Raw genomic sequence first — 12,221 nt, forward strand, 5'->3', positions numbered from 1 at the left:
AAATCGATTGGCGATACTCACGACTTTCGCCTGTGCTAGACTACTTTTATAGATTAACACATTATTTATTACAATACAAGACTAAGAGAAAATAAAAAGTCGTCCTAAAAGGACGAGGCTTGTATCCCTAGTTCTCGGTCAAATAAATCCACAAACAGAAACACAAACACCACCGCCAGGAAATCCCAGCTATTCACCTGATTGATTCTACCCAATCCCGCGATCGCACTCCCAACTAAATCCACAGGTAACTCAGGAACACCAATAATCCCCTCTGGTAACGGAGACACGCCGAGAATCCAGGCTAGTGCCGCCGTTGCCAAAATCCCCCATAACAGCGCCCCGGTGAGGCGACGGGCGACAAATGCCGAGGTAATTAGGATACCCGCGATCGCAATTAATGTCGAAGGTTGACTCAAATCCCCTAACTTCGTTTTTGTCACCGCATCGGCAACGATTATTCCAGCCCCACTTAAGCCAATATAGGCGATAAATAAGCCAATTCCAGCCGCCGTTGCCCGTTTCAGACAATCGGGGATGGCTTTGACGATTAAATAACGTACATTTGACAGATTTAGGGCAATAAAAATCAACCCTTCGATTAAGATAGCAGAAAGGGCAATTCGCCAGTCTATACCTAATCCCAATACCACCGAGTAGGTAAAAAAGGCATTAAGTCCCATACCAGGGGCAAGGGCAAGGGGGTAATTCGCCCACAATCCCATAACTAGGGTAGCAATTGCCGCAGAAAGTGCTGTGGCGATGACCAATTCATTAAACAAATCCCCTGATGCTTCTAAAAAAATAGCATCGGATAAAATTCCCGGATTCACCACCAAGATATAAGCCATCGTCATAAAGGTGGTGAACCCTGCCAATAGTTCTATGCGGATTGTGGTGTGGTATCGATCAAATTTAAAGAATTTAGCCAAAACTCCCGGCTGTGTCGCTGGTTGTCCAGACTGATTAGCATGGGAATGCTCCTGATTTGGATCATGATGACTCATAAGTGTTGCCTGAGATGCCCTAAGATTTAACCATTAGTATTATATGATTGGGAATCATAAATTATATCAGTTATCAAAGTATTGGTTTCGTCTTGGATTAATCGCTATTTTTTTAGCCTCAGCCCTGATCCGATTTTGGGGATTGGGTCGATTTAATACGCTGGTATTTGATGAGGTATATTATGCCAAATTTGCCAATAATTACTTAACCGGAACAGACTTTTTCAATGCCCATCCCCCCTTGAGTCAATATATTATCGCGATCGGAATGTGGCTGGGTTCTCATTTTCCCTGGGATCAGCAGTCCATGAATGGTTTGGCGGGTTCATTGCGATCGACATGGAGTTACCGTTGGCTGAATGCGCTCACGGGTTCGTTTATCCCCTTAGTTGTCGCCGGAATTGCCTATCAGCTTAATCGGCGTCGCAGCTATGCGTTAATCGCCGCCTTGTTAGCCGGGGCGGATGGTCTATTTTTAGTTGAGTCTCGCTACGCACTGAATAATGTCTATTTAGTTATTTTGGGATTATTGGGGAATTTATGTTTGTTAATCGCACTCAATCAATCTCAGTCGAAACGCTGGATAATTTTGGCATTATCCGGGGCTTTTTTCGGCGCATCTGCTTGCATTAAATGGAATGGTTTATGGTTTTTATTCGGGGTTTACATCCTGTGGGGAATGGCTTGGTTGCTTCATTGGAGAGGAGATAGTTCAACATTTAAACCTTGGGTAGGGGCGGGTTTAGTTGCATCTGGGTCAAAAAGAGACAATAGTAGTGATTGGGTAGGGGCGGGTTTATTTGCATCTGGGTCAAAAAGAGACGATAGTAGTGAAACCCGCCCCTACAAACCATGCACTACAACGAAGCGAAGGGTCAACACTCAACACTCAACACTTAAAACTCCCTTAGTTAATTTAACTCAATTAAACGGGATTCAATTTTTAGTAAACTTTGCCATAATTCCGGCGTTGACGTATAGCTTCCTCTGGATTCCCCACCTAATCATGAATCCCCAACCGGGATTTTGGGAAGCCCACTATAGAATTTTGACCTTTCACGAAAAAATCGGTAGCGGACCAGAGGTTCATCCCTACTGTTCAAAATGGTACACTTGGCTGATTATGCTGCGACCTGTGGCTTACTTTTACCAAACTGCCCAGAGTACCCGTGAACAAGTCCCGGCTTACCCACCGTTACCCAAAGGATATGGTCAGGTGATCTATGATGTCCATGCGATGGGAAATCCTATCCTTTGGTGGCTGTCAACAGCAGCAATTTTATTGTTACTATTGCTGTTGCTACAGCGTCTTTGGTCAGGAATACATGGATATTTTCCGCCGACAACGGTGAATTATATTAGTCTCTATTTAGGGCTTAACTGGTTGGCTCAGTTATTACCTTGGATTGGGGTCAGTCGCTGTACATTTTTATACCACTATATGGGAGCTTCTGTGTTTTCCGGGTTAGGGTTAGCTTGGCTAATTGACCGTTGGCTACATCGGGGGCAAGAATCTTGGCAAATTGCAGCGATAACGGTGATTAGTTTAATTCTGTTGGCATTTGTCTTTTGGTTGCCGATTTATTTAGGATTACCTCTATCTCCTGGGGGTCATCAACTGCGAATGTGGTTCCGTTCTTGGATTTAGCTTATTTGGTCATTGGTCATTGGTCATTGGTCATACCCAATCCGCCTTCATAACCCCCTTTTGAGGAGGCGATTGAAATCGCTGCTACACAAACAAAGTCCGCCTGTGCGGACTAAATTATAACGGGGGTAGCTAACCCGGATTTGGTATCATTGGTAATATCGGCGCTTGTAGGGGCGACCCGCTTGTATAAGTCAACAACGTTCGTCGTCTCAATTTGGTCGGGTCGCCCTCTGTTACACTGTAATTGAGGTGACTCTCATGGAACCAAAGGAGAAGCGATCGCCATGATTGCAGTGATTGATAAAACACCAGTCTCAATCGATCAATTCCTGGATTGGTATCCACAGATTTCAGAGAACCGCTACGAATTGAGACGCGGGGTGATTGTCGAGATGCCAAAACCGAGAGGGAAGCATTCAGAATCCCACATTCCCAGAGTGGGAATTAACGGTAAACCAGATTTTCCATGCCGATAATTCGCAATAATTGTCGCTAATTGAGAACTATCGGATGGGGTATAAATTTCTGTAAGTCTTTCTCAAAAGACATCTCCAAAAAAGAATCTGAAAGCCTTACGCTGTCTAGGTCAAGATCTCATTTCTGGAGATGTCTAAAGGGGTTTATAGCTAATTTGCTGATATCGAACTCAGGTAACGAACTATATCGCTCTAGCGCCAGTGGCGAGGTGATCGCTCGCACTCATTACTCTTGTGTCATAGCCACAATTTGAAGCGTTGTTAGTTCTAACCGAGGAAACAGGGGAGACATAATTTTCACGTCTCCTTGATATCGTACTGCCTGGTATTCATCGTCAATTAAACGATTGATAGTTACAGTGGGTTGTTTAGGAGATCCAATATATTGAATTCCTCCCAATCCGGCATAATCAACAATCCAGTATTCCAGAATTCCTAGTGTTTCGTATTCATTTAATTTAATCCGGTAATCGTCCCGCCAATTAGTGCTGACAACTTCAATCACAAGAGGCGGTGGTATGTATGCTGCCGCAGATGCTGAAGTTTGACGCATTCTTTGCCATTCTTCTTTGGTGAATACGACAATATCAGCTTTACGACTGGACTCATTTTCACCGGGGACGTTATTCAACTGGACTTGTTTGCTCTGACGGGGAATATAAGGCAGATTCAAGCCTTGGCAGTGGTTGTTCAGGAGACGACAAAGCCCATCAACAACGTCTTCATGTTTGGCTGTGGGTTCACTGAGGGGCATAGCAACTCCTTGGAAAAGCTCGAATGACCTACCGGAGCCGTCATCCCAGTTGAGAAATTCCTCGAAGGGCAGGATTTTTTTTGCGATCGCAACCATTGTTATTGATCCCATCCATGGGTCAGCTTGATTTGGCTTGTATCTATATTAAGGGGAATGGCACTGAAAATTTGCATTAGGGAATCACCGAAACCTTTGATATACCGTAGGGTGGGCATTGCCCACCAACATACCAGTCAGTGGCATTCATCTTAAGGGAATAAACAGCCGGATCATTTTGGGTATTAGTTTAAGATCTTTAAACAGAGCACCACCAATGGCATAGCAAAGTTTATGGCATGATGGAATGTTGGGTTTCGTGCCTCAACCCAACCTACAATGCTACAACGCTACAAAGCTATCACCATCGTCTATGAATCAAAACGGATTACCCCATTTTTAACCAATCAAACACCTGGTTGACGGTGAGGGTTAATTTTAGATCGGGCAAAACTGGAAGGGCTTGTTCTCCCTGACATAATACAGGTGGCTGCTGCGGTTGTAGGCACAAAATGCTGAGATCGTCTGGGTCAACAAACCAACCTAAGCGACTCCCATATTCTAGACAATAAAGGATATTTCCCAACACTTTGTTGGGTCGTTGTTCGGGGGAAATAATTTCTATAGTCCAATCTGGGGGAAGGTCAAAGTTATCGGGAACGTTACCTTCAGCAGTGAAAGGGATACGTTCCCACTGAAAAACTGCAACATCTGGAACGATGGATCGTACACCAAAACTACATCTTAATTCTGGAAAAGCATAGGCGATTTTTGCCTCCTCTGCAACTTGATTGATAGTGGCGCAGAATTTTCCTTGCAAGCGGCTATGTCGTCCCTTGGGCATAGGCTTTTGTATGATTTCTCCATTGATATATTCACTGGCGGGTTTGGTTTCTGGCAGTTGCAGAAACTCTGGTAATGTTAGGGGTTGGGAGAGTGCTTGTACCATTTGGAGTGCCTGCAAGGTGAGACAGCAATTTATTACTCAATTCTAGTGAAAAGCGACGCGATCGCGCCTTGGTTATGATAGACCTATCGTAGGTTGGGTGGAGCGTCAGCGATACCCAATGTTTATTGCGGTTTTGTATCTTGCCCTGCTCCCAGACTAGGCATGCCTAGTTTCTACATTGCTCCCCCTGCCCTTGGAACCCCTCCGCTCCCCGTCTTCCTCACGATACAATGGGTAAAATGACCAGCGATCGCACTGCCTCTGGTCAAGTATCCATTAAAATCTCTAAAGTTATTGTATATAGCGATTTGGCATTAACAGCGAGAGGAGACAAAAGTACGCATGGGCAAGGTAGTCGGCATTGACCTAGGGACAACAAACTCTGTGGTAGCCGTCATGGAGGGTGGCAAGCCGGTTGTCATTGCTAATGCAGAAGGTATGCGGACAACCCCTTCTGTGGTGGCGTTTAGTAAGGAGGGGGAACGCTTAGTCGGACAAATGGCACGCCGCCAAGGGGTTCTCAATCCCCAAAATACGTTTTATGGAATTAAACGCTTTGTGGGGCGTCGATATAGTGAACTCAATCCTGAGTCTAAGCGCGTTCCCTATACGATTCGCCGTGATCCAGAAGACGCGATTAAAATTCGCTGTCCCCGCCTGAAGCAGGAATTTTTTCCGGAAGAGATTTCGGCGATGGTACTGCGGAAGTTAGCGGATGAGGCGACTCGCTATCTGGGTGAAGAGGTGACGGGGGCGGTGATTACGGTTCCCGCCTATTTTAATGATTCCCAACGACAGGCGACGCGAGATGCGGGGCGGATTGCGGGTTTGGAGGTGTTGCGAATTCTCAATGAACCCACAGCCGCATCCTTGGCGTATGGGTTGGATCGGGAAGACAGTCAGACGATTTTAGTCTTTGATTTGGGCGGTGGTACGTTTGATGTCTCGATTCTAGATGTGGGAGATGGTGTTTTTGAGGTGAAAGCCACCAGTGGGGATACCCAATTGGGGGGAAATGATTTTGACCGCAAAATTGTGGATTGGCTAGCCGAACAGTTCCTGGAAGCTGAAGGGGTGGATTTACGCCGCGATCGCCAAGCCCTCCAGCGATTGATGGAAGCTGCGGAAAAAGCCAAGATTGAGCTTTCCGGGGTGGGAGTGACGGAGATTAATTTACCCTTTATCACCGCCACCCCTGAGGGACCTAAGCATCTGGAAACCCGACTGACTCGTCCCCAGTTTGAGGGATTGTGTGGAGAATTAGTGAGTCGTTTGCGTCGTCCCCTAAAACGCGCCTTCAAAGATGCGGGATTGACGCCTGTACAAATTGATGAGGTGGTTTTGGTTGGGGGTTCGACTCGCATTCCCTTAGTTCTGCAATTGGTGCGGAGTTTAATTGACAAAGAACCGAATCAAAATGTGAATCCTGATGAAGTGGTAGCGGTTGGGGCGGCAATTCAAGCGGGTATCCTGAGTAATGAGGTCAAGGATGTGCTGTTGCTGGATGTGACGCCGTTATCGATGGGATTGGAAACCATTGGTGGGGTGATGAAAAAGTTGATCCCCCGGAATACGACTATCCCGGTGCGGCGATCCGATATCTTTTCTACCAGCGAAAATAATCAAACCCTCGTAGAAATTCATGTCCTGCAAGGGGAACGGGAAATGGCAAATGATAACAAATCCCTGGGACGATTTAAGCTGACCGGGATTCCGCCTGCGCCTCGCGGTGTTCCCCAAGTGCAAGTGGCGTTTGATATTGACGCCAATGGGATTTTACAGGTAACCGCCTTGGATAAAACTACGGGGCGGGAGCAAAGTGTGACAATCCAAGGCGCATCGACCCTAAATGAGTCGCAAGTGCAACAGATGATTCGCGACGCCGAGGAAAATGCCCAACTGGATCGTCAACGGCGGGAACGGGTAGAGAAGCGCAATCGCGCCGAAACCATGGCGACGGATGCGGAACGTCAACTCAAAGAAATTACGCTGGATTTTGGCACCCAATTTGCCAGTGCGTATCGGCGGCGGATTGAAGCGTTGGTGCTGGAACTACGAGACGCGATCGCGCAAAATGATGACCGGGGGATTGACCGGGCGCAATCGGATTTACAAGATACCATCTATGAACTCAAACGGGAGGTACGGTTAGCTTACGCCGAAGATGAGGATGATGACTTTTTTGGCTCAATTCGTCGTGTCTTCACTGGAGAAGACGAAGAGGACGCCTATTGGGAACCCAAACGGCGTGAACCCCGTGAATCCCGTGACCCATACAATTATGGTGTAGGGACAGGTCGATCCAGTCGCCGACGCGATCGCGATATAGAGAAAACCTATTCCCGTCGCGATGTCCGTTCCGCCCCCTTAGAAAATGATTGGGATGAAGAGGATGATGATTGGTTTTAAATAGTGTTGACCCTTCACTTCGGAAAGAGTGCATGGCGCGTGATTGTGTAGGGGCGGGTTTAGGGACTAATATTGATTGTTGTCCCTAGCTTGACTGCAAAACCCGCCCCGACTAAGTTTTGACGGCGAGACCCATTGGACAAATGACGAATGACAAATGACGAATGACAAATGACAAATGACAAATGACAAATGACAAATGACAAATGACTGACAATGCAAAACTTTCGGAATTATTACGAGATTTTAGGAGTTACCCCCGATGCATCCAATGATGAGATAAAAAAGGCATTTCGGCGACTCGCCCGTAAATATCACCCGGATGTGAATCCAGAGGATAAACAGGCTGAGGAACGGTTTAAGGATATTAACGAAGCCAACGAAGTTCTGTCTGATCCCAGTCGGCGATCGCAGTATGATCAGGTTGGCAACTTCTTTAAGAAGAAAGGATTTACCCGTAAGGCGGCGAAAACCAGTCCAGTGAGAACCACCTTCTCCCATAATGGTCGGGGGCGTACTTCTAGCCAAGAAGTGGACTATAGTGAGTTTGGCGATTTTAACAGCTTTGTTGAACAACTTCTAGGACGCCGTCCGCCTCGTCCTGGCATGGGAACGGAACGGACAGGGAGGCGAGTTGAGTCCTCAGATTCGTTTCGCCCTGGAACCCGGAAAACAGCTTATAGAGCTAATTCCAGCGCCCAGCCGAAAAATGTAGAGGCGCGATTAACATTGCCGTTAGAAAAAGCATATACCGGAGGAATTGAGCGAATCCGCCTCGAAGATGGTCGATCCTTAGAAGTTGAATTACCCGGAAATATGGTCACAAATCAGCGAGTGCGCCTCAAGGGTCAAGGAATCGCTGGTGGAGATTTATTTTTAATTATTACAGTTGCGCCCCATCCATTTTTTAAGTTGAAAGGGTCAGATATTATTTGCCAGTTACCTGTGACAGCAGCCGAAGCCGTATTAGGAATGCCTGTAGACGTACCAACTCTGGATGGGCGAGTGAAAATGAATATTCCGGCGGGGGTGCAATCCGGTCAACGATTACGCCTCGCGAATAAGGGGTATCCGAGAGAAGGGGAACGGGGTGATCAGTTAGTTGAAATTCAAATTGTGGTGCCAAAAACGCCAATTCCAGAAGCGCGAGAACTGTATCAGAAATTGTTAGAAATTGAACGGTTTAATCCTCGGCGGGATTTGCAGATTTGAGGGAAAGGTAGAGGATGAAGGGAGAGCGATCGCGTCACCTTTGTCGGTCGGGTTGACGAAAGAAAACCCAACACCCTCGAAACAAAGATAAAACGCGGTAGGATAAGGAGTCAATCAATTTTATAGATTGCCGTGAGCGAAACCGTATATATTGAAACTAGCATTTTGGGACACTTAACGGCTAGACCAACGGATAACCTGATTCTTGCAGCCAACATCAAAATTACACAAGACTGGTGGAATGATTTTAGGGGTTCATTCGTTCTTTATGCTTCAGAAGTAGTTGAGGATGAGGCAGCTAGGGGAGATCAGGAGATCGCCCCTCGAAGGTTAAATTTGTTACAATCGTTAATGCTTCTTGAACTGACAGAAGAGGCTCTAGAGCTTGCCCAAGCATTCCTCAACCAAAGTAATCTTCCATCAAAGGCATCAAATGATGCGCTACATATAGCATTGGCAACAGTTTATGGATTGGACTATCTGTTAACATGGAACTGTAAGCACATGGCAAATGCTAAAATTCAGCGCAAGCTATCACAAATTAGTTCTCAACTTGGGTATGTTTTACCCATCATTTGCACACCGTATGAGCTGATCGGATATGAGGAGGAGATTTAGGTATGTACAAAAATGAAATTCTGGAAGAAATTCACCAATATCGAGAAGAATATGCTCGCTCATTTCAATATGATTTGAAAGCTATTTTTAATGATTTGCAAAAAAAGCAAGCAGCTCACAAAGACAGACTGGTTAAACTTCCGATCAAACGCTGGTCGAACCAAACAATCACCCGTTGCTAACGAGATATGGAGAGATTACAGTAAGTTGATGAATTTCTCAAAACCCACCAGGCTTACCTTCACTACAACCCAGACGATTTAGAAAGCGATCGCCAAACCCTGCGTCAGTTAAGAACCAAGAATGTCACTACCTGATTAATGATCGTTATCTGTGATACGTTCATTCCCATTATCGGTACGTTAGGTATTTTAGATGAAGCAGCTTCTCTGGGTTTACTCAACTTCGCTGAGGCGATCGCGAAACTCACGGCGACTAATTTCCGCGCCTCCCCCGGCTTGATTCAAACTCTTCTCGATCAGTATTCACAACAGGAGAGTAAGTAGGTTGGACCCTTGGAACGTAGGCTCTCGCCTTCTCGGAGAGTAACCCAAAAGGCTAGCAATGGCGTTAGGTAACACTTACGTTCTACCCAACCTCCAATAACTCTCTATCTACCAACTCGAAGCTGTGCCAAAATCAAGGCAAGTGTCTCACATTCATGAGTTATGGCTTGGGCATCAGGAGAGAGGTTGCAGGGCGGTAAGTACACGATTGAGCAAAAACTAGGTGAAGGTGGCTTTGGTATCACCTATCGCGCCTGGGATAATAACGGGCAAATGATTGTCATCAAAACCCTAAATGACAATGTGCAACGCCGCCCCGATTTTGCCAAATTTCAGCAAGATTTTCTGAATGAGGCGCTACGGTTAGCTAAATGCTCTCATCCCCATATTGTACGGGTTGATGAAGTCATCCAAGAGGGGGAACTATGGTGCATGGTGATGGAATACATTGACGGAGAAGATTTAGCCAGTCGAATTGAAAATCAAGGTGCTTTAACGGAAGCCGAAGCATTGCGTTATATTCAACAGATGGGTGAGGCGCTAACGGTTGTTCATAATAACGGCTTGTTGCACCGAGATGTGAAGCCCCAAAATATTATGTTGCGTTCTGGTAAATTGGAGGCAGTGTTAATTGATTTTGGTATTGCCCGTGACTTTACCCCGAATTTGACCCAGACGCATACTCAAATGGTTTCCGATGGTTTTGCTCCGATTGAACAGTACGACAAGCGGTCAAAACGGGGGGCTTACACTGATGTTTATGCTTTAGCCGCGACACTGTATTCGCTGCTAACTGGAGAAGCGCCAACGATTGCTCCACTCAGGGCTATTAATATGTCGTTTTTGAAGCCAAAGGAGATTAATTCAACTATCAGCGATCGGGTAAATCAGGCGATTCTCAAGGGGATGGAGGTAAAACCAGAGGATCGACCTACATCAATACAGGAGTGGTTGGCATTACTTCAGACTAAATCGGGTATTCCGGACTTAGTGTGCTAAAATATCAGCTTTTATGAACCAGAAAGCTTGCCAAATAAAGACTGTAGCTTTTAACTACTTCAAAACAAATTTAAATCCGGGTAAAAATAGTTAAAGCTATTGCTGTCCAATATTCTGGCAAATTAAACTAACAATTTAGCACACTAACTACGTAAGACCCCCCTTAAGAGTCGATAATTGATCAACAAAACCCGTACACCTGAATGTAGGGAATCTAGGCTTGCGCCCTTACCGAAGTACCGCATCAGACTGGAAATCGCTATATAATGACTGGCATCTGTAGAAAGCTGGAGTCATTCCCATGTCGTTACAAGAACTCAAAGAACAGGCTTTCAAGTTATGTTCCGTTATTCCCTCCCCTTGGTAAGGGGAGGGTCAGGGAGGGGTCTGTCTCCAGGTATGGGAGTTTTTTAGTTGTACCGCACAGGAGAACCAGATTGCTATCATTTATGTGTAGCGGTGAGGATAGTGAAATGACGATTGCGGAGGTTCGTGAGCTGGTGCAATATGTCACCAATGCTCATGGTGAAACAACGGGCGTATTAGTTCCTCTGAATGTTTGGGAAGAGCTTCTGAAATCCTTGCAAGCTTTTGCCAATGAGCTTGGACAAATTGATGAAGCAGAACCTAATGAGCAAATTCTAGCAGATTTGAAGGATTCCCTTCGTCATGTGAACGCAGGGCAAACGTTCCCTATCTCTGAATTATGGGATGGAATTGATGTCTGAAAATTTGGCTGTTGAGGTTCGATACTAAATTATCATCAATAATTGCTGGTAACATTTTTGCCGAATGTTCATAATTTAAATCTAGCAACCTCTGAGCCGTGATAATTATCTGTGTTCTATCCACCAATTCTGAGAGTTGAAAGGAATTATAAGCACCCTCCATAACTTCCACACTCGCCGGACGAATTGCCGCCTCAATTGCCTCTTCTAAAAAAGGCTCCCATTCATCTTGTTTGATGTAGTAAGATGTTTTATTCGCTTTGAGATTTAATTTTTTAATTTGTCGAATAGAATCGGAAATTGAAGCGACCCAGGAATTGGTTAAACGCTGCTCAATTTGGTTTTTAATCAAGTGAAGCAACAACCTGACGAGAAACGATTCAATGTTACGGAGGATTGCTTGTTTACTCATCCCCTCTAGCTCATCTACAATCGCCAAAGCATCTGTATATCGTCCTTCTACGATGCTAGTTCTGAGGTCGATTAGTTCTTGAGTCATAATCCCACCTTAAAAGATAGGCGCTGATACGCTGAATATAGCATTCAGTCCCTACACCTGCCCGGAGTTCAAACTCCGGGCTAATAGCTCAAGTCCATTAAAATGGACTAAAACTCTTATCCAATCGGGCAGCAACAGTTTCAACCCAAGGCAGGGATAATTGATTGGGTAGGGGCACGATAGTATCTATTGGTGTCAACTTAAGCTCAACCCCTCACCAGAAGCCCCTCTCCCGACCCTCACAAGGGTAGGTTTTTTACATTGACGGTATAATGGAGGTAAGACTTGGAAGACCTGGAGGGAAAGTGGACAAGGAAGAAGACCAAAAAACCATCAAAACTCATGAAGATCTAATTCCATGTTACGGAATAAACATT

Annotated in this window: 11 protein-coding genes and 3 pseudogenes; 9 read left to right on the top strand and 5 right to left on the bottom strand. The window is 45.5% G+C overall.

What is annotated here, in order from left to right; genetic code table 11:
- Positions 1-137 precede the first annotated feature (137 nt).
- Positions 138-1,007 (bottom strand): annotated as a pseudogene (locus RIG27_RS13600) (NCS2 family permease); the annotation flags it as partial.
- Between the two features lie 43 nt (positions 1,008-1,050).
- Here RIG27_RS13600 and RIG27_RS13605 point away from each other — a divergent pair.
- A complete protein-coding gene (locus RIG27_RS13605; protein ID WP_446345914.1) occupies positions 1,051-2,655 on the top strand; it encodes a dolichyl-phosphate-mannose--protein mannosyltransferase in 1,605 nt (534 codons plus the stop codon).
- A gap of 287 nt (positions 2,656-2,942) precedes the next feature.
- Positions 2,943-3,080, top strand: a pseudogene (locus RIG27_RS13610) (Uma2 family endonuclease); the annotation flags it as partial.
- Positions 3,081-3,360: 280 nt separating this feature from the next.
- Here RIG27_RS13610 and RIG27_RS13615 read toward each other — a convergent pair.
- Together RIG27_RS13615 and RIG27_RS13620 are read right to left on the bottom strand one after the other, a co-directional pair.
- On the bottom strand, positions 3,361-3,984 hold the full coding sequence (locus tag RIG27_RS13615; protein WP_446345916.1) for a Uma2 family endonuclease: 624 nt from the start codon (positions 3,982-3,984) through the stop codon (positions 3,361-3,363).
- Positions 3,985-4,312: 328 nt separating this feature from the next.
- The gene (locus RIG27_RS13620) at positions 4,313-4,873 is read right to left on the bottom strand and encodes a Uma2 family endonuclease (RefSeq protein WP_446345918.1); all 561 of its coding nucleotides are present in this window, start codon (positions 4,871-4,873) and stop codon (positions 4,313-4,315) included.
- 342 nt (positions 4,874-5,215) lie between these two features.
- Here RIG27_RS13620 and dnaK point away from each other — a divergent pair, with 342 nt between their 5' ends.
- A complete protein-coding gene (gene dnaK / locus RIG27_RS13625; protein WP_446345920.1) occupies positions 5,216-7,282 on the top strand; it encodes a molecular chaperone DnaK in 2,067 nt (688 codons plus the stop codon).
- A 59-nt stretch (positions 7,283-7,341) separates the two neighbouring features.
- Here dnaK and RIG27_RS13630 read toward each other — a convergent pair whose 3' ends face one another.
- A complete protein-coding gene (locus RIG27_RS13630) occupies positions 7,342-7,488 on the bottom strand; it encodes a hypothetical protein (protein ID WP_446345922.1) in 147 nt (48 codons plus the stop codon).
- Between the two features lie 10 nt (positions 7,489-7,498).
- On the opposite strand from RIG27_RS13630, the gene RIG27_RS13635 reads away from it, so the two are divergent.
- The 6 genes and pseudogenes from RIG27_RS13635 (at position 7,499) to RIG27_RS13660 (ending at position 11,345) form a co-directional block, all read left to right on the top strand.
- Positions 7,499-8,494, top strand: coding sequence for a DnaJ C-terminal domain-containing protein (locus RIG27_RS13635; protein ID WP_446345924.1), 996 nt, complete (start codon positions 7,499-7,501; stop codon positions 8,492-8,494).
- Between the two features lie 132 nt (positions 8,495-8,626).
- Entirely contained in the window at positions 8,627-9,112 is a 486-nt protein-coding gene (locus RIG27_RS13640) for a type II toxin-antitoxin system VapC family toxin (RefSeq protein WP_446345926.1), read from the top strand.
- 2 nt (positions 9,113-9,114) lie between these two features.
- Positions 9,115-9,294, top strand: a complete 180-nt coding sequence (locus tag RIG27_RS13645) for a hypothetical protein (protein ID WP_446345928.1) — start codon at positions 9,115-9,117, stop codon at positions 9,292-9,294.
- A gap of 138 nt (positions 9,295-9,432) precedes the next feature.
- Positions 9,433-9,618 (top strand): DUF3368 domain-containing protein, encoded by a 186-nt coding sequence (locus tag RIG27_RS13650; protein WP_446345930.1) that lies wholly within the window; start codon positions 9,433-9,435, stop codon positions 9,616-9,618.
- Positions 9,619-9,780: 162 nt separating this feature from the next.
- Positions 9,781-10,593: pseudogene (locus RIG27_RS13655) on the top strand (serine/threonine protein kinase); the annotation flags it as partial.
- Positions 10,594-11,090: 497 nt separating this feature from the next.
- Positions 11,091-11,345: a hypothetical protein gene (locus RIG27_RS13660; RefSeq protein WP_446340257.1), complete on the top strand. Its 255-nt coding sequence runs from the start codon at positions 11,091-11,093 to the stop codon at positions 11,343-11,345.
- Here RIG27_RS13660 and RIG27_RS13665 read toward each other — a convergent pair.
- Entirely contained in the window at positions 11,311-11,844 is a 534-nt protein-coding gene (locus RIG27_RS13665; RefSeq protein ID WP_446345932.1) for a DUF29 family protein, read from the bottom strand. The genes RIG27_RS13660 and RIG27_RS13665 overlap by 35 nt on opposite strands.
- Between the last annotated feature and the right edge of the window lie 377 nt (positions 11,845-12,221).

This window comes from Coleofasciculus sp. F4-SAH-05 (assembly GCF_040222985.1).
In the GTDB taxonomy this organism is placed as follows: domain Bacteria; phylum Cyanobacteriota; class Cyanobacteriia; order Cyanobacteriales; family Coleofasciculaceae; genus Coleofasciculus; species Coleofasciculus chthonoplastes.